This window comes from Salinicola sp. MH3R3-1 (assembly GCF_001937155.1).
GTDB lineage: Bacteria > Pseudomonadota > Gammaproteobacteria > Pseudomonadales > Halomonadaceae > Salinicola > Salinicola halophyticus.
In genome coordinates, this window is record NZ_MSDP01000005.1 from 143,590 (window position 1) to 165,562 (window position 21,973).

Annotated in this window: 15 protein-coding genes; 11 read left to right on the forward strand and 4 right to left on the reverse strand. The window is 62.9% G+C overall.

Annotated features, from left to right (window positions below):
• Positions 1–11 precede the first annotated feature (11 nt).
• Complete coding sequence (gene oadA, locus BTW08_RS04120) at positions 12–1,832, forward strand: sodium-extruding oxaloacetate decarboxylase subunit alpha (protein ID WP_075561250.1); 1,821 nt, start codon at positions 12–14, stop codon at positions 1,830–1,832.
• A 155-nt stretch (positions 1,833–1,987) separates the two neighbouring features.
• On the opposite strand, the gene pyk is transcribed toward oadA, so the two are convergent.
• Positions 1,988–3,451, reverse strand: coding sequence for a pyruvate kinase (gene pyk, locus BTW08_RS04125; protein ID WP_075561251.1), 1,464 nt, complete (start codon positions 3,449–3,451; stop codon positions 1,988–1,990).
• A 635-nt stretch (positions 3,452–4,086) separates the two neighbouring features.
• On the opposite strand from pyk, the gene topA reads away from it, so the two are divergent.
• From topA to BTW08_RS04145, 4 genes are all read left to right on the forward strand, one after another.
• A complete protein-coding gene (topA, locus tag BTW08_RS04130) occupies positions 4,087–6,708 on the forward strand; it encodes a type I DNA topoisomerase (protein ID WP_075561252.1) in 2,622 nt (873 codons plus the stop codon).
• Positions 6,705–7,184, forward strand: coding sequence for a DUF6586 family protein (locus BTW08_RS04135; protein ID WP_075561253.1), 480 nt, complete (start codon positions 6,705–6,707; stop codon positions 7,182–7,184). The genes topA and BTW08_RS04135 overlap by 4 nt, the downstream gene beginning before the upstream one ends.
• 216 nt (positions 7,185–7,400) lie before the next feature.
• Positions 7,401–7,643, forward strand: coding sequence for a hypothetical protein (locus BTW08_RS04140; protein WP_075561254.1), 243 nt, complete (start codon positions 7,401–7,403; stop codon positions 7,641–7,643).
• A 95-nt stretch (positions 7,644–7,738) separates the two neighbouring features.
• Complete coding sequence (locus BTW08_RS04145; RefSeq protein ID WP_075561255.1) at positions 7,739–8,578, forward strand: aldolase; 840 nt, start codon at positions 7,739–7,741, stop codon at positions 8,576–8,578.
• A 51-nt stretch (positions 8,579–8,629) separates the two neighbouring features.
• Here BTW08_RS04145 and BTW08_RS19105 read toward each other — a convergent pair whose 3' ends face one another.
• A complete protein-coding gene (locus BTW08_RS19105) occupies positions 8,630–8,791 on the reverse strand; it encodes a hypothetical protein (protein ID WP_157957485.1) in 162 nt (53 codons plus the stop codon).
• Between the two features lie 141 nt (positions 8,792–8,932).
• On the opposite strand from BTW08_RS19105, the gene BTW08_RS04150 reads away from it, so the two are divergent.
• The gene (locus BTW08_RS04150) at positions 8,933–9,877 is read left to right on the forward strand and encodes a cation transporter (protein ID WP_075561256.1); all 945 of its coding nucleotides are present in this window, start codon (positions 8,933–8,935) and stop codon (positions 9,875–9,877) included.
• A gap of 46 nt (positions 9,878–9,923) precedes the next feature.
• Here the strand turns inward: BTW08_RS04150 and BTW08_RS04155 are convergent, their stop codons facing one another.
• On the reverse strand, positions 9,924–11,579 hold the full coding sequence (locus tag BTW08_RS04155) for an FMN-binding glutamate synthase family protein (RefSeq protein WP_075561257.1): 1,656 nt from the start codon (positions 11,577–11,579) through the stop codon (positions 9,924–9,926).
• A 276-nt stretch (positions 11,580–11,855) separates the two neighbouring features.
• Here BTW08_RS04155 and BTW08_RS04160 point away from each other — a divergent pair, with 276 nt between their 5' ends.
• Positions 11,856–12,977 (forward strand): metallophosphoesterase, encoded by a 1,122-nt coding sequence (locus tag BTW08_RS04160; RefSeq protein WP_210403188.1) that lies wholly within the window; start codon positions 11,856–11,858, stop codon positions 12,975–12,977.
• Between the two features lie 109 nt (positions 12,978–13,086).
• Here BTW08_RS04160 and mfd read toward each other — a convergent pair whose 3' ends face one another.
• Positions 13,087–16,536, reverse strand: a complete 3,450-nt coding sequence (mfd, locus tag BTW08_RS04165; protein ID WP_075561259.1) for a transcription-repair coupling factor — start codon at positions 16,534–16,536, stop codon at positions 13,087–13,089.
• A gap of 319 nt (positions 16,537–16,855) precedes the next feature.
• Between mfd and BTW08_RS04170 the strand changes: the two genes are divergently transcribed.
• The 4 genes from BTW08_RS04170 (at position 16,856) to BTW08_RS04185 (ending at position 21,972) form a co-directional block, all read left to right on the forward strand.
• Positions 16,856–18,307, forward strand: a complete 1,452-nt coding sequence (locus tag BTW08_RS04170) for a glyceraldehyde-3-phosphate dehydrogenase (protein WP_075561260.1) — start codon at positions 16,856–16,858, stop codon at positions 18,305–18,307.
• A gap of 304 nt (positions 18,308–18,611) precedes the next feature.
• Positions 18,612–19,961, forward strand: a complete 1,350-nt coding sequence (locus BTW08_RS04175; RefSeq protein ID WP_075561261.1) for a Na(+)-translocating NADH-quinone reductase subunit A — start codon at positions 18,612–18,614, stop codon at positions 19,959–19,961.
• The gene (locus BTW08_RS04180) at positions 19,961–21,196 is read left to right on the forward strand and encodes an NADH:ubiquinone reductase (Na(+)-transporting) subunit B (protein WP_075561262.1); all 1,236 of its coding nucleotides are present in this window, start codon (positions 19,961–19,963) and stop codon (positions 21,194–21,196) included. Before BTW08_RS04175 ends, BTW08_RS04180 begins: the two co-directional genes overlap by 1 nt.
• Positions 21,193–21,972 carry a Na(+)-translocating NADH-quinone reductase subunit C gene (locus BTW08_RS04185; RefSeq protein WP_110691923.1) on the forward strand — a complete coding sequence of 260 codons (780 nt, stop codon included), beginning with the start codon at positions 21,193–21,195 and terminating at the stop codon, positions 21,970–21,972. Before BTW08_RS04180 ends, BTW08_RS04185 begins: the two co-directional genes overlap by 4 nt.
• Position 21,973 lies beyond the last annotated feature (1 nt).

The window sequence follows — 21,973 nt, forward strand, 5'->3', positions numbered from 1 at the left end:
AGGAGAAAGACATGAACAACGCCAATGGCTCATCCGTCAGGGTCAGCGACGTCGTCCTGCGCGATGGACATCAGTCTCTGATCGCCACGCGCATGCGAACCGAGGACATGCTGCCGATCTGCGCCAAGCTCGACGCCATCGGCTTTCATTCGCTCGAAGTCTGGGGCGGCGCCACGTTCGACGCCTGCGTGCGCTTCCTCAAGGAGGATCCGTGGGAACGGCTGCAGTCGTTGCGCGAGGCACTGCCCAATACGCCGTTACAGATGCTGCTGCGCGGCCAGAATCTGCTCGGCTACCGCCACTATGCCGATGACGTGGTCGAACGTTTCGTGGCCCGTTCGGCCGACAGCGGGATCGATATCTTCCGGGTATTCGATGCGCTGAACGATCTGCGCAACCTGGAAACCGCGATGAAGGCGGTCAAGGCCAGCGGCAAGCACGCTCAAGGCACGATCTGCTACACCGTCAGCCCGGTCCACACGCGTGACATGTATGTGGAGCAGGCCAAGCGGCTGGTCGATATGGGTGCGGATTCTATCGCGATCAAGGACATGGCCGGCCTGTTGACGCCCTACGCCACCGGAGAGCTGGTGGAAGCCCTGATCGAGGCCGTGGATGTGCCGGTGCATCTGCACGCGCACGCCACGTCCGGCCTCGCGTCGTTGAGCCAGATGAAGGCGGTGGAGGCGGGGTGCCGGCATATCGATACCTGTATCTCGGCCTTTGCCGGCGGTACCAGTCACCCGTCCACCGAAGCCATGGTCGCGGCGTTCCAGGAGACGCCCTACGACACCGGGCTGGATCTGGTCGCGCTCAAGGAAGTCGGTGATTATTTTCGCGAGGTCCGCAAGAAGTACGCGGCTTTCGAGAGCGAGTACACCCGCGAGGATGTCAGCGTGCAGATCTGGCAGGTGCCGGGCGGCATGATGTCGAACCTGGCCAACCAGATGAAGGAGCAGAACGCGCTGGGCCGGATTCAGGACGTCTTCGACGAGATTCCCAAGGTTCGCGCCGATCTCGGTTATCCGCCGCTGGTCACTCCGACCTCGCAGATCGTCGGGACCCAGGCGGCCATGAACGTGCTGACCGGCGAGCGCTACAAATCGATCACCAACGAGGTGAAGCGTTATCTGCTGGGTGGCTACGGTCAGCCGCCGGCCGCGGTGAATGCGGAAGTGCGGCGCAAGGCGATCGGCAACGAACCCGTGGACGAAGGGCGGCCCGCCGATCAGCTCAAGCCGGAGATGACCAAGCTCAAGGCCGATATCGGCGAACTCGCCGGCTGCGAGGAAGACGTGCTGACATTCGCCATGTTCCCGGATCTGGGACGGGAATATCTGCAAGGACGGCGTGACGGCACCCTGGTGCCGGAGGCGATCCCGGCGCCAGAGGCCGCGGGTGGCGCCAGTCGTCCGGTTTCCGAAGGCGTGCCGACCGAGTTCGTCATCGACGTTCACGGAGAATCCTATGAAGTGCAGATTACTGGCGTTGGCAGCAGCAGTGGCAGCAAGCGTCGCGTCTATCTGACTCTCGATGGCATGCCCGAAGAGGTCGTGTTCGAGGCCAAGGACGAGTTCGTTCAGGAGAACAAGAGCGGTGGACGGGCCAAGGCCAGCTCGCCGGGGCACGTCACCACCTCGATGCCGGGCAATATCGTCGACGTGCTGGTGGCCGAGGGTGACAGCGTCAAGGAAGGCCAGGCCGTGCTGATTACCGAAGCCATGAAGATGGAGACGGAAGTTCAGGCGCGAACCGGGGGCACCGTCAAGGCGGTCCACGTGGCCAAGGGCGATCGCGTCACCCCGGGTGAAGTCTTGATCGAGATCGAATAGTTGGGTGAGACCGAATAGTGGGGGGAGACCGAAGTACGGGTCGATTCCCTGTTGAGATCGGCGTCATCAGGACAAAAAAACGCGGAGCCGGGCTCCGCGTTTTTCGTTTCATTTTATCGTTTCATCGAAGGCCGCCACGGCACTTACGCTACGGCTTACTCTTCGACCTGAATGATCTTCAGGGTGTTAGTGCCGCCATGGGCGTTCATGTGATCGCCTCGCGTCAGGATGACATGGTCGCCTTTCTTGGCGAGTCCGAGGCTGACCAGCTCCTTGATCGCGCCGGCGTTGATCTCGGTCAGCGGGAAGCGAGAGCTGTCGAAAACCAGTGATACGACGCCGCGATAGAGTGCCATTCGGCGCTGGACCATGGGAGTTTCGGCCAAGGCGACGATGGGTAGCCCGGAACGGATGCGCGAAGCGATCAACGGGGTATAGCCGGAGGCGGTCAAACAGGCGATCGCGACTACGCCGGAGAGGTGGTTGGCGGCGTACATCGCCGACAGCGCCAGGGTCTCGTCGACGCGGCTGAAGCCTTCGTGGATGCGGTGCTGCGACTGTTGAGCAGCGCGCTCGCGCTCGGCGCCCAGGCACAGCCGATTCATGGCGCGGATGGTTTCGACCGGGTAGTCGCCGGCGGCGGTTTCCGCCGACAGCATGACCGCATCGGTGCCATCGAGAACCGCGTTGGCGACGTCGAACACCTCGGCGCGAGTGGGCAACGGCGACTCGATCATCGACTCCCTCATCTGGGTCGCGGTGATGACTACCTTGTTGAGGCTGCGGGCGCGGGAGATGATGCGCTTCTGCACGCCGATCAACTGGGCATCGCCAATCTCGACGCCGAGATCGCCGCGAGCCACCATTACCGCTTCCGAGGCGCGGATGATGTCGTCCAGCGTTTCCGGGTCGGCAACGGCTTCGGCACGTTCGATCTTGGCGACCAGGCCGATCTCCTGACCCGCCTCGCCGAGCAGCTCGCGAGCGTACTGCATGTCGGCGCCGCTACGCGGGAAGGAGACCGCCAGATAGTCGACACCGATATCGATCGCCGTCTTGAGGTCTTCCTTGTCCTTTTCCGTCAGCGCGGCTGCGGAGAGGCCGCCGCCCTGCTTGTTGATGCCCTTGTTGTTGGTCAGCTTGCCGCCGACCTTGACCTTGGTGAAGATTTTCGGGCCTTCGATGCGCTCGACTTCCAGGACCAGGCGACCGTCATCCAGCAACAGGGTGTCACCGACGGCGACGTCATCGGCCAGCTCGGCATAGTCGCAGCCCACGCGCTCACTGTCGCCGGCATCGCGATCCAGCGATACGTCGATCAGGAAGGGCTGGTTCTTCTCGAGCTTGACACCGCCTTCGGCGGCAAAGCGGGCGATCCGGATCTTGGGACCCTGGAGATCGCCGAGCGCCGCCACCGCACGCCCCTGACGTTCCGCGGCTTCACGTACGGCCATGAGCCGGCGACGATGATCTTCGGGATTGCCGTGGGAGAAGTTCAGACGGACGACGTCGACTCCGGCTTCGATGATGGCGTCCAGTACTCCCTCGCGATCCGTGGCGGGACCCAGCGTAGCGACGATCTTGGTGCGACGAATCGGGCCGTGAAACGCTTGCTGCATAGAGATTCTCCTGGTGGCTGAGTGAGTCATCCGGCGCGCCAAAAAAAGAGAAATGATCCGCGGCGGAAAGAGGTGGTGATTTTACAACATGGCGATCATCTTGTCCGAAGCGTCACGACTGGTGTGACAGCGATGCGACTGTGGCGCGATGCCGAGGCGACTGCGGTAACAGGAGATCCGCTCAGGTCGTCATAGAGTGACCACGTCAGCATGTCATGCTGATGACGTACCGTCAGCGGCGCCAATTTAGCCAAGTGTAGCGCGCCTGGCCACGATGTGACATGAACGCAAGGTCGGAGAGGCCCGGGGCCGAGATGCCTTTCCCGGCTTGGAATCTCGGTACAAAGACCCATTATGAAGAGCCAAGGTCGCGCCGCCGCCAGGATCGGGGGAAGTCAAGCTTCGGCTGGCGCGCCGAGAACGGCTAGGGTAGGGTAGGCGCATTTTCCGGCCAGGCTCCGTTTTCTGTCGCCACTTTCCGTCGCTAAACACGTGCCAGCGGCCACTGGCGCCGCATGCTACGAATTTTCGGCACTCAGTGGAATCTGCCGTGTAGCCTGTAAAAACACAGTACTTGGTAACATTCACCGCACTCTATTTATTTAGCCGCACTCTATAAAAGAAGCAGGAGAGCTATGGGCAAGTCACTGGTTATCGTTGAGTCACCGGCCAAGGCCAAGACCATTAACAAGTATCTCGGCAACGATTTTGTGGTGAAGTCGAGTGTCGGGCATATCCGTGATCTGCCGACCAGTGGTTCTTCCAAGCAGGCCAGCGATCCCAAAGAGCGGGCGAGACAGGCGGCGATCACCCGCAAGATGTCGCCGGACGACAAGGCGATTTACAAGAAGCAGAAGCAGTGGGATCAGTTGATTCGCCGCATGGGGATCGATCCCGAGCATGGCTGGCAGGCCAACTACGAGATCCTGCCGGGCAAGGAAAAGGTGGTCGAAGAGCTCAAGAAGCTCGCTGACAAGAGCGACACCATCTATCTCGCGACCGATTTGGATCGCGAGGGGGAAGCGATCGCCTGGCACCTGAAAGAGACCATCGGCGGCGATGACTCGCGCTACAAGCGTGTCGTGTTCAACGAGATCACCAAGAACGCCATTCAGGAAGCGTTCAAGCAGCCCGGCACGCTCAACATCGCCCGGGTCGAGGCGCAGCAGAGTCGTCGCTTTCTCGATCGCGTGGTCGGCTTCATGGTCTCTCCGCTGCTCTGGAGCAAGGTCGCGCGCGGCCTCTCCGCCGGTCGCGTGCAGTCGGTGGCGGTACGCCTGATCGTCGACCGGGAGCGCGATATCCGCGCGTTCAACCCGGAAGAGTTCTGGGACGTTCATGCCGACATGATCACGCCGGACGGAGAGCCGGTCCGTTTCGAGGTGGCTCGTGAAAAGGGCGAGGCTTTCCGGCCGACCTCCGAGAAGGAAACACTCGAGCGCATCGCGCCGCTGCGTCGGGAAGCATTCGACGTCACCAGCCGCGAAACCAAGCCGACCAGCTCCAAGCCCAACGCCCCGTTCATCACCTCGACCCTGCAACAGGCAGCCAGTGGCCGCCTGGGGTACTCGGTCAAGAAGACGATGACGCTGGCCCAGCGCCTTTACGAAGGCGGCTACATCACCTACATGCGTACCGACTCGACCAACCTGTCCCAGGATGCGGTCGCCGGCGTGCGTGATTACATCCAGGCGGAATTCGGCGAACGTTACCTGCCGGAATCGCCGATTCGCTACTCGAGCAAGCAGAACGCCCAGGAGGCCCACGAGGCCATCCGGCCCTCCAACGTCAAGCAGCGGGCCGACGATCTGCCCGTCGAGCGTGACGCTCAGCGTCTCTATGAACTGATCTGGCGCCAGTTCGTGGCCTGCCAGATGGTGCCGGCCCAGTATCTCGCCACGACGCTGACCATCGAGGCCGAGGGCTTCGAGCTCAAGGCGCGCGGCCGGGTGCTCAAGTTCGACGGCTACACCCGCGTGATGAAGCCGATGGCGAAAAAGGACGAGCAGGCGCAACTGCCGGATATCGAGGAGGGCGCGACGCTGCAGGTCGAGCAGATCGATCCGCAACAGCACTTCACCAAGCCGCCGGCACGCTATACCGAAGCCAGCCTGGTCAAGGAGCTGGAGAAGCGGGGCATTGGCCGGCCGTCGACCTACGCGGCGATCATCTCCACGATCCAGGATCGAGGCTATGCCAAGCTCGACAACCGGCGCTTCTACGCCGAGAAACTCGGCGAGATCGTCACTGATCGTCTGGTGGAGTCGTTCAACGATCTGCTCGACTACGGCTTCACCGCCCGGATGGAGGATCGTCTCGATGAAGTCGCCGAAGGACACGAGCAGTGGCAGCAAGTGCTCGACGCGTTCTACGCCGATTTCAAGCAGAAGCTGGAACGCGCCGAGGGCGACGAGGGCATGCGTCCCAACGATCCGGTCGAGACCGATATCGCTTGCCCGACCTGCGGCCGGCCTATGCAGATTCGCATCGCCTCGACCGGCGTATTCCTGGGCTGCTCCGGCTACAATCTGCCGCCGAAAGAGCGCTGCAAGACCACCATCGACTTGATTCCTGGGGATGAAGCCGTACCGGAGGAGGCCGACGAGGCCGCCGAAACCGACGCGTTGCGCGCCAAGCGGCGCAACCCGAACACCGGTACGGCGATGGATAGCTATCTGATCGACGAGGGTCGCAAGCTCTATCTCAGCAACGATGACGACGGTTATTACGAGATCGAGCAGGGCCGTTTCCGGATCAAGGGCTACGACGGTCCGGTGATCGAGTGCGACAAGTGTGGCTCCGAAATGCAGCTCAAGAGCGGGCGTTTCGGCAAGTACTTTGCCTGCACCAACGAGGCGTGCGGCAATACCCGCAAGCTGCTGAAGAGCGGTGAGGTCGCGCCGCCCAAGATGGATCCGATTCCGATGCCGGAACTGGCTTGTCAGAAAGTCGACGATCATTATGTGCTGCGAGACGGCGCCAGCGGCCTGTTCCTGGCCGCCAGCCAGTTTCCCAAGAACCGGGAAACGCGGCCGCCGCTGGTGAAAGAGCTCAAGGCACATGCCGACGCGCTGCCCGAGAAGTATCACTTTCTGCTCGAGGCGCCCAGCGAGGATCCGGACGGTCGGCCGGCGCAGATTCGGTTTTCGCGCAAGGCCAAGAGCCAGTTCGTGATGACCGACGAAGATGGCAAGGCAACCGGCTGGCGCGCGACATTCGAAGACGGCCGTTGGCAGGTGGAGGATAAGCGCAAGTGACGTCTGTGGCCCGTACCAACCAGCTGCTCTACCAGGCTGAACTATTGCTGGCGCTCGGGGCCGATGCTCGGACCGAGGAGGTGAACCGCGACGAGCATGCGACGGCGCGGCGCATGGCGCTGGAAGAAGCGGCGCTGGGGCAGCTGGAGCTGGCCTTGAATGCGCTGCTTCGCGAAGTGGCCGAGCATACCGATCTGACTCACGATGATTGGCGAGCCTGGCTGCAGGCCACCTCGGTCCCCGTCGCTGAGCTCGAACGCCTACGCTCGTTGGCCGATGACGCCGAGAGCTGGCTGGCCATGTTGCTGGAACGGTTGCGGGCATTGCATGGTGACGAGGGCGCGGCGCGCCGCGAGGCGCCGCGTCGGCTGATCGCCAGCGCCGGAGAGCCGACGCTCGCCGAGACGTTGCGCTGGTGTCACCGAGAGTTCAGGGCGCTGTTGCCATCGCTGCGTGAGGGCAGCAGCGAATGGTGACCGGCGCGGGGCGGTCGTGCTAGTCTGATCGATAGATGATAACGACCGGGGCTCAGGCTCTGGTCGTTTTTTATTGGTCTCGCCTTTTGCCCGATTCGTGACGGCCAATAGATCGGTGTTTGACTGCCAACGCTCGCTGAGCAACGCGCGGACCGAATAGTACGCAGCGAATTTGTCTAGAACGAAACAGCACAGAACGAAAGAGAGAGGTCAGTCGTGTCCGATACCGCGATTCTGGAAATCGTCGAGCTTGCCAATGGGGAAGTGGTGCTGCGGCCGGCGGAAGCGACCGGCGAGCCGCTCGTGTCGATCCGCTTTTCCGAAGAGGCCGTCGAGCTGCTGCGCCGCAATCGCTTCGAGGTGGCCCGCGAAATGCTCGATCATGCGATTACCCGCACTCACCTGTGGGAAGGTGATGAAGAGGAGTCGTCGGAAGCCGAATTGGCGACCGTACACTAGCTTCATGGCATCCGACGGGACCAGCGAGTCCGGTTCCGTCCTCGAGATGATTTCCCTCCGATTGATTCGATCCTACTCCTCCCGGAGACCCTGCGATGGCTCAGCCGTTAACGACGCCGATCCCGGCCGGCATCACGCCGGATGCTTCCGCTAGCACGACGTCGGACGCTTGCGCTAGCAAGACGCTCGATCACCGGTCACTGGATAGTGAAGCGATTCGCGAGGCGCGGCGGGATCTCGCCGCCTGTTTCCGGATGGCTGCTGCCCTGGGCATGGGAGAAGGGATCTGCAATCACTTCTCGGTGATGGTGCCGGGATGGAACGATCGCTTCCTGGTCAATCCCTACGGGCTGGCGTTCGAAGAGATCACGGCTTCGAGTCTGCTGATCTGCGATTTCGCGGGGCGGGTGCTCTCCGGCGAGGGGGCGCCCGAGGCGACAGCGTTCCATATTCACGCGCGGTTGCATCTCAACAAGCCAGGCGCGCGGGCGGCGTTTCACACCCACATGCCCAATGCCACGGCGTTGACCATGACGGCTGGCGAGCCGCTGCTGTGGGCGGGCCAGACTGCACTCAAGTTCTACGGTCGTAGCGTGGTGGACGACCACTATAATGGCCTCGCGCTGGATAGTGCGGAGGGCGATCGAATTGCCGCTGCCATGGGCGATGCCGATGTGGTGTTCCTGCGCCATCATGGCGTGATCGTCACGGCGCCGACGATCGCCGAGGCCTGGGATGATCTCTACTTTCTGGAGCGCGCCGCGGAAGTGCAGCTCAAGGCGATGAGTTCCGGCCGGGAAGTGCTGGCGGTGGATCCGGCCGTCGCGGCCACCACGGCGGCACAGATGCGACTGGAGGACCCCGAAAGTGCCCGGCTTCACCTGGCTAGCGTGCGCCGTCGTCTCGAACGTGTCGCCCCGGATTACGCTGACTGAGCGCCACCCCGCAGCGCCAGACCCGCGCTGCAAAAGGCCAGTCCGGCGATCCTACAGCGCCAGACCTGCGATCAGCGCCGCGATCACCGCGATGACAACCGATGTCAGCGCGATCGTCAGCAGGCCGCGCCGGCGTGTAGCGCTGAAGATGAAGAACGTGGGGAAGGCGATGGTCATCGCGAGCATCGAGATTATCCAGGCAAAGTTGGCCATCGAGCTTGCGGCTCCTGCAGCGAAAGGGTGAGCGTCGTTGGGCGGCATTATACAGATCGCGAGCGCCGCTGCGGGGTTCTAGGTTCATTGACGGTTCGACGGTGCGCGACGTGGGTCGCGGTCAATTCTGGAGGGACACTGATGGCGACTGGCTGGCCGAAGACCGAAAGCGGTGCGCTTCGCCTGTCGATGGCCGTGGCGGCGGCCATTGGCGCGGTGGCGTTGACGGTTTCGGTGCTGTCCGCTTCTCAGGCGATCCTGCTCGATGGCCTGTTCAATGCGATCTACGCCGTGGTCGGGCTGTTCACGCTGCGGGTCGGGCGGCTGGTCATCGCACCGGACGACGACACCTATCCCTTCGGCTACGGCTATTTCGAATCGATGGTCAACGCCTGCAAGGGCCTGCTGATGCTGGGCGTCTCCGCCCTGGCGCTGTTCAATTCCGTCACCGCACTGCTCACCGGCGGCAATACGATCGCCGCGGGTATCTCCATCGTCTACGCCGCTCTGGCCACCGCGGCCTGTACGCTGACGGCTCTCGTGCTGCGTCGAGTCAGTGGTCATGTCCGCAGTCCGTTGCTGGAAGCCGATATCGAGAACTGGCGGGTCAACGCCCTGATCTCGGCGGCGGTGCTGTTGGCTTTCTGCCTGATTCCCGTGGCTCGGGCGCTTGGCTGGCATGCCATCGTGCCCTACGTGGATGCCTGGCTGGTCATCGCCGTCGTGCTGCTGTGCCTGGGGGTACCGGTGCGCGTGGCCAGGACCGCGATTCTGGAGCTGTTGAATCGGTCTCCGCGATCGGCCTTGGTCGATCCCGTGCGGGCGTCGATTCTCGGGGCGTTGGCGCCGCTTCCCACGCGGGCCGTCTATGTCCGCATGGTGCGGCCGGGCAGGCTGCTCTATGTCACCGTGCATGTGGTGCTCGACGAGGCCCACCCGTTGACCATCCGGCAGGCGGACGAGTGGCGGGCCACGCTCGACGCCAGCGTACGTGAAGTGTCGGCACCGGTGATCGTCGAGACGCTGTTCACCGCGGAAGAGCGCTGGGCGGCGCCCAGCGCCGGTCACGGCATTGCCGAATCCTGAGACCCCGTCTCTTCGTCTCTTCGTGTCTTCGCGCCGTACCGCCCGCTCAGCGCAGTTTGGTCAAGCGTAGCTCGGAGAGCTGGGCCGGGGGCAGAAAGGAGTCCGAACGCGCTTCTTCCCAGTAGTTCTGGAACACTGTGTGCTGACTGTTGCCGTTGAGCAGTTCGTCCGGCTGCAGGAAGGTGAACAGCTTGTCGTAGGACTGGATCTCGTCGGCGGAAACGCGGCGAATGATATGCTCCGGGCCCAGTTCCGATGGATGTTGAAGACCTGCCGCGGCCAGCATCTCGGCCAGCCCCTTGAGCGTGTTGTGATGGAAGTTGTAGACCCGCTCTGACTTGTCGGCGACGTCCAGGTGACGACTACGACTGGGATCCTGAGTCGCCACGCCGCTGGGGCACTTGTCGGAGTGGCAGTTGAGTGCCTGGATGCAGCCCAGCGAGAACATGAAGCCGCGTGCGGCGTTGCACCAGTCGGCGCCCAGCGCCATAGTGCGGGCGATGTTGAAGCCGGAGGTGATCTTGCCGGCGACGCCGATCTTGATCTCCTCGCGCAGGCCGGCGCCGACCAGCGTGTTGTGCACCAGCATCAGGGCCTCCGTCAGCGGCACGCCCAGACGGTTGATGAACTCTAGCGGCGCCGCACCCGTACCGCCTTCGCCGCCGTCGACGACGATGAAGTCGGGTCGCTGGCCGGTCTCGCGCATCGCCTTGACCATCGCGAACCACTCCCACGGGTGGCCGATCGACAGCTTGAAGCCCACCGGCTTGCCGCCGGAGAGCTCGCGCAGCCGGCCGATGAATGCCATCAGCTCCAGCGGCGTGGAGAAGGCGCTGTGACCGGCCGGGGAGACCACGTCTTCACCCACCGGCACTTCGCGCGCTTCGGCGATCTCGGCGGTCACCTTGGCGGCGGGCAGGATGCCGCCGTGGCCCGGTTTCGCGCCCTGCGATAGCTTGATCTCGATCATCTTGACCTGTTCGTCGCGGGCGTTGGCGGCGAAGCGCTCTTCGTTGAAGCTGCCGTCGTCATGGCGGCAACCGAAGTAGCCGGAGCCGATCTCCCACACCAGATCTCCGCCGTGAATCCGGTGATAACGGGAGATCGAACCTTCGCCGGTATCATGATAGAACCGGCCTTTGCGGGCGCCGGCGTTGAGCGATTCGATGGCATTGCCGGAAAGCGAGCCGAAACTCATCGCCGAGACATTGAACACGCTGGCGGAGTAGGGCTGGCTGCAAAGGCTGCCACCGATCTGGACGCGGAAGTCGCTGTCGTCGATGTGGGCAGGTCGTAGAGAATGGTTGATCCATTCGTGGCCCGGGGCGTACATGTCTCTCAGTGACCCGAACGGCTTCTTGTCGCTCTCGTTCTTGGCCCGCTGATAGACCACGGCGCGCTGTTCCCGGGAGAACGGGCGCTCGTCGAGATCGGACTGGATAAAGTATTGACGAATTTCGGGGCCGATCGATTCGAGGATGTAGCGGCAGTGGGCCAGAATTGGATAGTTGCGGCTGACGGTGCGGCGTTTCTGACGGGTATCGTGAAACCCGAGCCATGAAAGACCGCCGAAGACGACGATGCCCCACCACCAGTACGATGAAAATGCTAGCCCAATCACGGAAACGACCAGCAGGCAGAGGCTGGCGATGAAAGCGGCGTTGCGTAACGGTAGGCGCGAAAGGCCAGTGGCATAGCTCATGCGGACATCGGCTCCAGGCAGGTGAAATCGCGGTGGCACGGGTCGCCACCGCGGCCATGGAGGATAGCGCAACGCCCGGCGTTGCGGCCAACGCCACCGACGGCTATTTTGGAGAGCCGCTTCGGCCTCGCCGAGACATCGCCTTGCGATCGACGCCGCTCGTCGAATGACTCAGCGCTTTCCTGGTTGAGGCACGGGCCGGCCCAACGGATTCCGGCATGCCTGATTTTTCGCCCTTTTGATACTTTGCCCTTTTGATACAAGGAATGCCTGAGCTTGCGACATCACCGATCCTTTCTGCGGTTGCGACTGCTCCTGCTGGTGCTTCACGGCTACATCGGCTGGCGGTTGCTGCCGGACCTGTCGGCGGGAGTCTGGGGGTGGCTGGTCGGCGGCGGCTATCTGCTGGCCAGCGCCATCATGATTCCGCTGGTGGTGAGAGTGACCTGGCTCAACGGGCGCTGGCTGGCGTGGCCCGTGGCATTGATGGCCGGCGTGTTCTCGTTTCTGCTTCAGCTCACGCTGTTGCGCGACATTCTGCTGGTGGGCTGGAGTCTGGTCGCTGCTTTATCGGCGCTGACGGTTCACGTCAGCGCCTGGATCGTGCTGGCGGCGACGCTTCTGCTCTCCGGCTATGCCCTGTGGCAGGCGAGGCGGGTGCCGCGCACGGTCGAGATATCGGTGCCGCTGGCCGACTTACCGCCCGCGCTGGAGGGATTCGTCATCGTTCAGCTCAGTGACTTGCACGTCGGTCCGACGATCAAGCGCAACCATCTGCAGCGTATCGTCGAACGGGTCAATTCGCTGGCGCCGGATCTGGTCGCGATCACCGGCGATCTGACCGATGGTCGTGTGGCGGAGCTAGAGAATGACGTGGCGCCATTGGCGAGCTTGAACGCGCGGCACGGCACCTTCTGCGTGACCGGCAACCACGAGTACTACAGTGAAGCGGAGGCGTGGATCGCGGCGTTTCGACGGCTGGGAATGCGCGTGCTGATCAACGAATGCGACTATGTCGAGCATGACGGCGCGGCACTAGCCGTCGCCGGCATCACGGATCTGTCGGCGGGTTATTATGTCGCCAGCCATCGAAGTGATCCCGCGGCGGCTGCCCGGGATATTCCCTCGGGCATGACGCGGATATTGCTGGCACACCAGCCCAATTCGGCCCCCCAGGCCGCGGAAGCGGGATTCGATCTCCAGCTTTCCGGTCACACCCATGGCGGTCAGCTGTGGCCGTGGAGCCTGCTGGCCCGACGCGCCAACCGATTCCTGGCGGGGCTGGGCAAGGAGGGGCGGATGTGGGTCTATACCAGCCGCGGCACCGGGTACTGGGGGCCGCCGATGCGCTTTGGCGCGCCAGCGGAGATCACCCGGATTCGGCTGACGGCGGCATAGGCCCGGATTCGGGGCAGGTAGACGAGTCCGGATTTCGGCCGTAAAAGGCCGCGATAAAAAAGCCAGCGATACAATCGCTGGCTTTCTAAGGGTGCCCCGTAGTGACGTTTCAGGCCGCCTTGGCTCTGCGATTGAGGGTTTCCAGCAACCCGTCGATACGCTTGAGGCGATCTTCTGCTTTCTCCATGTCGCCATGGAAGCGTAGCGTGTCGGCGCCGTCGAGCTTGTACTCGCCGGGGTGGCGCTGGATCAGTTCGACCAGCGTCATCGGGTCGACCTGCGGGTCCGGGCCGAAAATCACCCGGCCACGCTCGGCTCCGGCTTCGAGCTTGGCGATGCCGAGCCGTTCGGCACGCTGGCGCAGTCGGGTCTGTCGGAACAGCGTCTTGAGCGGCGGCGGGAGCAGGCCGAAGCGATCGATCATCTCCACCTGCAGCTCCTTGAGCGCGCCTTCGTCGGCCGCACTACTGATGCGCTTGTACATGATCAGGCGCTGCTGGATGTCCGGCAGGTAGTCGTCCGGAATCAGCGCCGGCAGATTGAGGCTGATCTCGGTGCCTTCGTCGAGCGGGGCTTCGATATTGGGCGTCTTGCCGGCCCGGATCGCCTTCACCGCGCGATCGAGCATCTGCATGTAGAGGCTGTAGCCGACGGTTTCCATCTGGCCGCTCTGCTCGTCGCCGAGTAGCTCGCCAGCGCCGCGGATCTCCATGTCGTGACTGGCCAGCGTGAAGCCGGCGCCGAGATCGTCGCTCTGGGTGATGGCTTCGAGTCGCTTGATCGCATCCCGGGTCATGGCCTTGGGCGGCGGGGTCAGCAGATAGGCATAGGCCTGATGGTGGCTGCGCCCGACGCGGCCGCGCAGCTGGTGCAGCTGGGCCAGACCGAACTTGTCGGCCCGCTCGATGATGATGGTATTGGCACTGGGGACGTCGATGCCGGTTTCGATGATGGTCGAACACATCAGCACGTTGAAGCGCTTGTGGTAGAAGTCGGACATCACCCGCTCCAGCGCCCGTTCGGGAAGCTGACCGTGGGCGACGCCGACGCGGGCCTCCGGCACCAGCTCGCGAATCTTTTCGGCGCTGGCCTCGATCGATCTGACCTCGTTGTGCAGGAAGTACACCTGACCGCCACGCAGGATTTCGCGCAGCAGCGCTTCCTTGACCACCGGCTCGTTGCGCTGCTGGACGAACGTCTTGACCGACAGCCGGCGCGCCGGCGGCGTCGCGATGATCGAAAGGTCACGAATGCCGTTCATCGCCATGTTGAGCGTACGCGGGATCGGCGTTGCCGTCAGCGTCAGGATATCCACCTCGGCACGCAGCTGCTTGAGGCGCTCCTTCTGAGCGACACCGAAGCGGTGCTCTTCGTCGATGATCATCAACCCCAGGTTGGAGAGCTTGACCGATCTTGAGAGCAGCTTGTGCGTGCCGATCACGATATCGGCACGACCTTCGGCCATGCGCTTCAGCGCGTCGGTTTCTTCCTTGGCGCCGGTGAAACGAGACAGCATCTCGATCTGCACCGCGGTGTCGGCGAAACGATCGCGGAAGTTGTCGTAGTGCTGCTGGGCCAGCAGGGTGGTGGGGACCAGCACCACCACCTGGCGGCCGGAATTGACCGCGAGGAACGCGGCGCGCATTGCTACTTCGGTCTTGCCGAAGCCGACATCGCCGCAGACGACTCGATCCATCGGCCGCGGCGCGGTCATGTCGTCGATCACCGCCTCGATGGCAGCGTGCTGATCCGGCGTCTCCTCGAACGGAAAGCTGGCGGCGAAGCGCAGATATTCGTCGCCGGGCATATCGCTGGCGAAACCCTCTCTGGCTTCCCGGCGGGCGTAGATATCGAGCAGTTCGGCAGCGGTGTCGCGAATTTTCTCGGCGGCTTTCTTGCGGGCCTTGTCCCAGGTATCCGAGCCCAGTTTATGCAGCGGGGCGAGCTCGTCGCTGGCGCCTGCATAGCGGGAGATGAGCTGCAGATTGTCGACCGGGACGTAGAGCTTGGCGCCGCCGGCGTACTCCAGCGCCAGGAACTCTGCCGCCTGACCGCCGGCAGTGATCATTTCCAGCCCCATGTAGCGGCCGACGCCGTGATGCTGGTGCACCACCGGCGATCCGGGGCGTAATTCGGAGAGATGACGCACGGCCAGCTCGTTGTCGTCGGTGACCTTGGCGCGGCGACGCGTCTGGCGCACTACGTCGCCGTAGAGTTCGGTTTCGGTGACGATCGCGACGTTGGGATCGCCAAGCCACAGCCCTTCGTCCAGGGCGCCCTCGGCAATCGCGAAAGACTGATTGCCGTCCAGAAAATCCTGCCAGCCATCGATATGGGGCATATCCCGATGCAGCGGCGCCAGGGCTTCGTCGAGGGCCTCTCGGCGCCCGCGAGACTCGGCGACGAACAGAACGCGCAGATCGCGGTGGGCGTCGAGGAACGTCTCCAGCGTCGCCAGCGGGCGTTGGGCCCGGGCATTGATCGCCACCGCCGGGGGCGGCTGCGTCGCGCTGGCGACGGCGTGACGCGTTTCCGGATCGGTGACGAATTCGAGACGCGGGTGCTGCTTGATCGCGGCGAACACTTCGGCCGCGGGCACGAACGCCTTCGCCGGCGGCAACAGCGGGCGAGTGGGATCGACGCCAAGGTTCTCGTAGCGACCCTCGATCGAACCCCAGTGGTGCTCGGCGGCTTCGAACACGTCGGGAAGCATGGCGATGCGGGTCTCGCTGCCTAGATGCTCGAACAGCGTGGCGGTCTCCTCGAAGAACAGCGGCAGGTACTGCTCGAGTCCGGGAGAGGGGATGCCCTTGATCGCATCGACATACAGCGGGCACTGCCGCGGATCGACGTCGAACAGCGTCTCGAAACCTTCGCGAAAGCAGGCGATCGCCGAGCGTGATAGCGAGTACTCGTGCGCCGGCAGCAGGTCGATGCGTTCGATCTTGTCCTGGGTGCGCTGGGTGTCCGGGTCGAAGCGCCGGAGCGTGTCGATCTCATCGTCGAACAGGTCGATGCGCAGCGGCGCGCTCGTGCCCATGGGGAAGAGGTCGATCAGCGAGCCCCGCATGGCGTACTCGCCAGGTTCGTAGACAGTTTCCACCGCCCGGTAGCCCGCCCGCGAAAGACGCTCGCGAAAGCTTTCCCGATCGAGTCGATCACCCGTGGCCAGCGTCATCACGCGACCGGCCACGTATTCCCGCGGCGGCAGGCGCTGCATCAGAGTATTGACCGAAACCAGCACGATGCCCTGGGTGCCCTCCTGCAGTTCCCGCAGCGTTCTGAGGCGCTCGGAAACGATGTCCTGGTGGGGCGAGAAGCTGTCGTAGGGCAGCGTCTCCCAGTCAGGGAACGGCATCACCGGCACCCGGGCGAAGAAGCGCAGGTTGCTTTCGAGACGCTGGGCGCTAGCCGTATCCGGGGTGACCACCAGAAGCGGGGCGTCGTCTGCCAGACGTGCCAAGGTCAGCGCGATGGCGCTTCCCTGGGGCAGTTGGCAATAGCGGGTTTCGCGCGTGCCAGTCGGCAGAGGCGGGGTGAGCGGTGTGTAGTGCGACATGAGCCTTTCGAAGAACGAATTTGCGTGAGGGGATGATAGCAGGCTGGGGCTGAGCCGGGGACGTCGCGCCCGATTTCTTGTTGTTGACTCGGCCATTCCGGCTGCCGTCGTGGTTTTCCCGCCGTGGTCGTTCACTTCGACTTTTGTAGTGAAACTACAGCTTCTGCGACTACGGGGAGATTGCGGTGTGTTCTGTAGAGTGCGGATAATAATCGGGTTTTTAGCCAGCTCGACGCTTCCGGCAAGGATTGGTCAACGGCCCGATCGATCAATTCGACCCCCAAATTCGACCCGCCCATTCGACCAGAGAGGCCCGCTTGTGAGTCAGGAACAGCTCGATACCGTCTTCCAGGAGTGGCAGGACAACGAAGCTCGCGCGGAAGAGATGATTCCGCTACTCGGCAAGCTCTATCGTCAGTACAACGTCATTCCTTCGCTATTCGGACGCTCGTTGATCAATCGCTCCGTCACTCGGATCCTCAAGAATCACCGTTATGTCCGCAAGGTCGAGGGGACCGAGCTCTCCATCGCCGAGACGCTGCCGATGGTGCGCGCCATGAGTGAAATGGAGCTGGGGCCGGCGCATATCGATATCGGTCGGTTGGGGGTGGCGTTCAAGAATTCCGATGAAACCGACGTCGTGGCGTTTCTCGAGCGCGAGCTGGCCGATATCGTCGGCGGGCACGACAGCGGCGGCATGGGCGGCGAGCCGCAGGACGTGGTGCTCTACGGCTTCGGACGTATCGGCCGCATTCTGGCCCGGATCATGATCGAGAAGGCCGGCGGCGGAAATCTGCTGCGGCTGCGGGCCATCGTCGTACGCGGCAGCGGCGACGACCTCGAAAAACGGGCCAGCCTGCTGCGCCGCGATTCGGTCCACGGCCCGTTCTCCGGCTCGATCGATATCGATCATGACAACCACGCACTGATCGCCAACGGCCATTATATCCGGATCATCTATGCCGATTCGCCGGCCGAGATCGATTACACCGCCTATGGCATCGACAACGCGATCGTGGTCGACAACACCGGCAAGTGGCGCGACCGGGAAGGGCTGGCACAGCACCTGGAGTGTAAAGGCGTGGCCAAGGTGCTGCTGACGGCACCGGGCAAGGGCGATCTCAAGAACATCGTTCACGGTATCAACCACCAGACCATCGGCGAAGACGACCGCATCGTCTCGGCGGCGTCGTGCACGACCAACGCCATCGTGCCGGTGCTGAAAGCGATCGACGACGAGTTCGGCATCTTGCACGGCCACGTCGAGACCGTGCACTCCTATACCAACGACCAGAACCTGATCGACAATTACCATAAGGGTGATCGTCGCGGCCGCAGTGCGCCTCTCAACATGGTGCTGACCGAGACCGGTGCGGCCAAGGCGGTCGCCAAGGCGTTGCCGGCGCTGGCGGGCAAGTTGACGGGGAACGCGATTCGGGTGCCGACACCCAACGTCTCGATGGCGATTCTGAACCTGTCGCTGGAGAGGGAGACCGACCGCGTGGCGCTCAACGAGTATCTTCGCCAGATGGCGCTGCACTCGCCGATGCACAAGCAGATCGACTACGTCGATTCGCCGGAAGTGGTGTCATCGGACTTTGTCGGCAACCGTCATGCGGGGATCCTGGACGCCAAGGCGACCATCGCCGACGGCAAGCAGGCGGTGCTCTACGTGTGGTATGACAACGAGTTCGGTTACAGCTGCCAGGTGGTGAGGATCCTGCAGTACATGTCGCGCGTCTGCCACCGGTATCTCCCCGCCACGGCTTGACTCGTCCATTAAACTTTAGTCTAAAAAGTCTCGGCGATGTCGAGACTTTTTCGTTATCCGGCAGCCGGGGTGGCATGTGGGCGAGTAGTCTTCCGCGGCCCGGATCATTATACTGGTGCGCGTTTTTCGGCGTGGTCCATCGAGTTCCAGGACCATGGAAGTCACCCTTTCTGATAAGAAAAGTCTTCGGATTCCGTGAGGTCTTCTCCTGTTGCCGCTTCCTTGGGTGCCGCTGAGAGGACATGCTTGACGTCCGTCGAACCTTTTTCCTTATTGCCATCAGATTCGACAACTGGGCGAGACTATGATCGAAGTCAAACGAGGCCTGGACCTTCCCGTCGCCGGGGCGCCCGAACAGCGTCTCGACGAGGGGCGCGCCGTGCGCCACGTCGCGCTGCTCGGGTCCGATTACGTCGGCATGAGGCCGACCATGGAGGTCCGCGAGGGCGATCGCGTAAAGCGGGGCCAGGTGTTGTTCAGCGACAAGAAAGTGGCGGGCGTTCGCTTTACCGCGCCGGGCGCTGGTGAAGTGGTCGCCATCCATCGTGGCGAGAAGCGTCGCCTGTTGTCGGTGGTCATCAAGCTCGACGAGGAAGAGCAGAGCGAGACGTTCACGGCCTACGGGGCGGACGGTTTGTCCTCGCTCTCGAGGCAGCAGGTCGTCGATCAGCTGGTCGAATCCGGCTTCTGGACGGCGCTGCGTACTCGGCCTTTCTCGCGGGTGCCGGCACTCGACGCGGTGCCTGCGGATATCTTCGTGACCGCGATCGACACGCACCCGCTGGCGGCCGATCCCAAGCTGATCATCGATGCCGACAGTGACGCTTTCCGCCACGGACTCGAGGTGATCCGCCATCTGACGCCGGGCAAGGTTTTCGTGACTCGTCGTGGCAACGCTCAACTGCCGGGCGACGATCTGGAAGGGGTGCAGGCCGAGGGCTTCGAAGGGCTGCATCCGGCGGGGCTGGTGGGTACGCATATTCACTATCTGTCGCCGGTCGGTCTGCAGCGTCAGGTGTGGCATCTCGACTGCCAGGACGTGATCGCCATCGGCAAGCTTTTCGCCGAAGGCCGTTTCGATCCGACCCGCGTGATCGCCATCGGCGGGCCGCGAGCTACCAATCCGCGCCTGGTGCGGACGCGTCTGGGCGCCAGCAGCGAAGAGCTGCTCGAAGGCGAGATCGAGAAGCCGGAGGATACGCGCGTCATCTCCGGGTCCATCTTCGGCGGTACCCAGTGCGAGGGCAGTCGCCAGTTTCTGGGCCGTTTCCATCGCCAGTTCTCGCTGCTGGAAGAGGGCAACAAGCGCGCGTTCATGGGCTGGCTGTCGCCAGGTCGCAACCGCCATTCGGTCATGGGAATCTATGTTTCTCAATTCCTGGGCCTGCCCAACTACGCGCCCAATACGTCGACCAACGGCTCCGAGCGTGCGATGGTGCCGATTGGCGCCTACGAGAAGGTGATGCCGCTGGACATCATGCCGACGCAGCTGTTGCGTGCCTTGATCGTCGGCGATATCGAAGCGGCCATGGAGCTCGGCTGCCTGGAGCTGGATGAGGAAGACCTTTCGCTGTGCACCTATGTGTGCCCGGGCAAGTATGAGTACGGTCCCATCCTGCGCGACAACCTGACCATGATCGAGAAAGAGGCCTGATGATGGGGATTCGCAATACGCTCGACAAGCTGGAGCCTCATTTCGAGAAGGGCGGCAAGTACGAGAAGTTCTATGCCCTGTATGAGGCGGTCGATACGATTTTCTATTCGCCGCCCAGCGTCACCAAGAGCATGACCCACGTGCGCGACGGGATCGACCTGAAACGCATCATGATCACGGTCTGGGCCTGCACGTTCCCGGCGATGTTCTTCGGCATGTACAACGCCGGCTATCAGGCCAACCTGGCCATCGCCGACGGCTTCAGCGCGATCGGCGGCTGGCGTGAAGTCCTGACCATGGCGTTGGCGGGAAGCCATGATCCCGGCAGCATCTGGGCCAACTTCGTGCTGGGCGCGACCTACTTCCTGCCGATCTATCTGGTGACCTTCCTGGTGGGCGGTTTCTGGGAAGTGCTGTTCGCCGTCAAGCGTGGCCACGAAGTCAACGAGGGGTTCTTCGTCACCTCGGTACTGTTCGCGCTGACCCTGCCGGCGACGATTCCGCTGTGGCAGGTGGCACTCGGCATCAGCTTCGGTGTGGTGATCGGCAAGGAAATCTTCGGTGGCACCGGCAAGAACTTCCTAAACCCGGCACTGACCGGGCGTGCCTTCCTCTACTTCGCTTATCCGGCGCAGATCTCCGGCGACAGCGTATGGGTGCCTGCCGACGGCTTTACCGGCGCCACGGCACTGTCCAACGCCTCGCTCAACGGTATGGACGGGCTGCATCAGCAGTACAGCTGGTGGGATGCTTTCTTCGGCTTCATCCAGGGCTCCGTGGGGGAAACCTCGACGCTGGCGATCCTGATCGGCGCGGCGGTGCTGCTGCTGACGCGGATCGCGTCCTGGCGCATCATGGCGGGTGTCATGCTCGGCATGATCTTCACTGCCTCGCTGTTCAATCTGGTTGGCTCCGACAGCAATCCGATGTTCGCGATGCCGTGGTACTGGCATCTGGTGCTGGGCGGATTTGCCTTCGGCATGGTGTTCATGGCGACCGATCCGGTGTCGGCGTCGATGACCAATCGTGGCAAGCTGATCTTCGGTGCGCTGATCGGCGTGATGACGATACTGATTCGCGTCGTCAATCCGGCATTCCCCGAGGGCATCATGCTGGCCATCCTGTTTGCCAATCTGTTCGCGCCGCTGATTGATCACATCTTCGTGCAGGCCAACGTCAAGCGTCGTCGCAAACGCCTGGCCGCGCTGGCGCCCGCCGAGAAGGAGGCTGTCTGATGGCGAGCAACAACTCGATCAAGAAGACGCTGATCGTCGCGTTCTCACTCTGTGTGATCTGCTCGGTGGTCGTCTCTTCCGCTGCCGTGGTTCTCAAGCCGAAGCAGGTGCAGAATCAGGAGCTCGATCGCAAGAGCAACATTCTACAGGTGACCCAGCTCTACAAGCCGGGTGACGACGTCGAAGAGAAGTACGCCGAGCTGATCACGCCGCGCGTGGTCAATCTCGAGACCGGCGAATATTCCGAGGATCTGGATCCGGGCAGCTACGATCAGTTCGATGCCGCCAGGGATCCCGCGACCTCGCGCACGCTGTCGGGCGACGACGATATCGCCGGTATCGGCCGTCAGGAGAATTTCTCCACGGTCTATCTGGTCGGTAACCCCGATGACCCGGAGCAGATCGTCATGCCGATCCGCGGCCAGGGGTTGTGGGGGCTGATGGAGGGCTTCTTGTCCGTGCGGGGTGATGGCAATACCATCGTGGGTCTATCCTATTACGACCAGTCGGAGACGCCGGGACTCGGCGGCGAGGTCGACAATCCGCGCTGGAAGGCCAAGTGGGAAGGCAAGAAGATCTACGAGGACGGCGATTTCCAGGATCCTCAGATTCAACTCGTGAAAGGCGGTGCCAGCGGCGAATATGAAGTCGATGCGCTGTCCGGAGCCTCGCTCACCAGTCGAGGTGTCACCAACATGTTGCGGTTCTGGCTGAGCGAAGGCGGCTATGCCCCCTATCTCGCCCGATTCCACGGCGATTCCCAAGGAGGAGCGTGAA

Excerpts from the sequence above, each read along its gene's own strand:
- BTW08_RS04175 (WP_075561261.1), top strand. The coding sequence starts at position 18,612 with ATGATCGAAGTCAAACGAGGCCTGGACCTTCCCGTCGCCGGGGCGCCC.
- pyk (WP_075561251.1), bottom strand. The coding sequence starts at position 3,451 with ATGCAGCAAGCGTTTCACGGCCCGATTCGTCGCACCAAGATCGTCGCT.
- BTW08_RS19105 (WP_157957485.1), bottom strand. The coding sequence starts at position 8,791 with ATGGCCAACTTTGCCTGGATAATCTCGATGCTCGCGATGACCATCGCC.
- mfd (WP_075561259.1), bottom strand. The coding sequence starts at position 16,536 with ATGTCGCACTACACACCGCTCACCCCGCCTCTGCCGACTGGCACGCGC.
- BTW08_RS04150 (WP_075561256.1), top strand. The coding sequence starts at position 8,933 with ATGGCGACTGGCTGGCCGAAGACCGAAAGCGGTGCGCTTCGCCTGTCG.
- BTW08_RS04145 (WP_075561255.1), top strand. The coding sequence starts at position 7,739 with ATGGCTCAGCCGTTAACGACGCCGATCCCGGCCGGCATCACGCCGGAT.
- BTW08_RS04180 (WP_075561262.1), top strand. The coding sequence starts at position 19,961 with ATGATGGGGATTCGCAATACGCTCGACAAGCTGGAGCCTCATTTCGAG.
- oadA (WP_075561250.1), top strand. The coding sequence starts at position 12 with ATGAACAACGCCAATGGCTCATCCGTCAGGGTCAGCGACGTCGTCCTG.
- topA (WP_075561252.1), top strand. The coding sequence starts at position 4,087 with ATGGGCAAGTCACTGGTTATCGTTGAGTCACCGGCCAAGGCCAAGACC.
- BTW08_RS04155 (WP_075561257.1), bottom strand. The coding sequence starts at position 11,579 with ATGAGCTATGCCACTGGCCTTTCGCGCCTACCGTTACGCAACGCCGCT.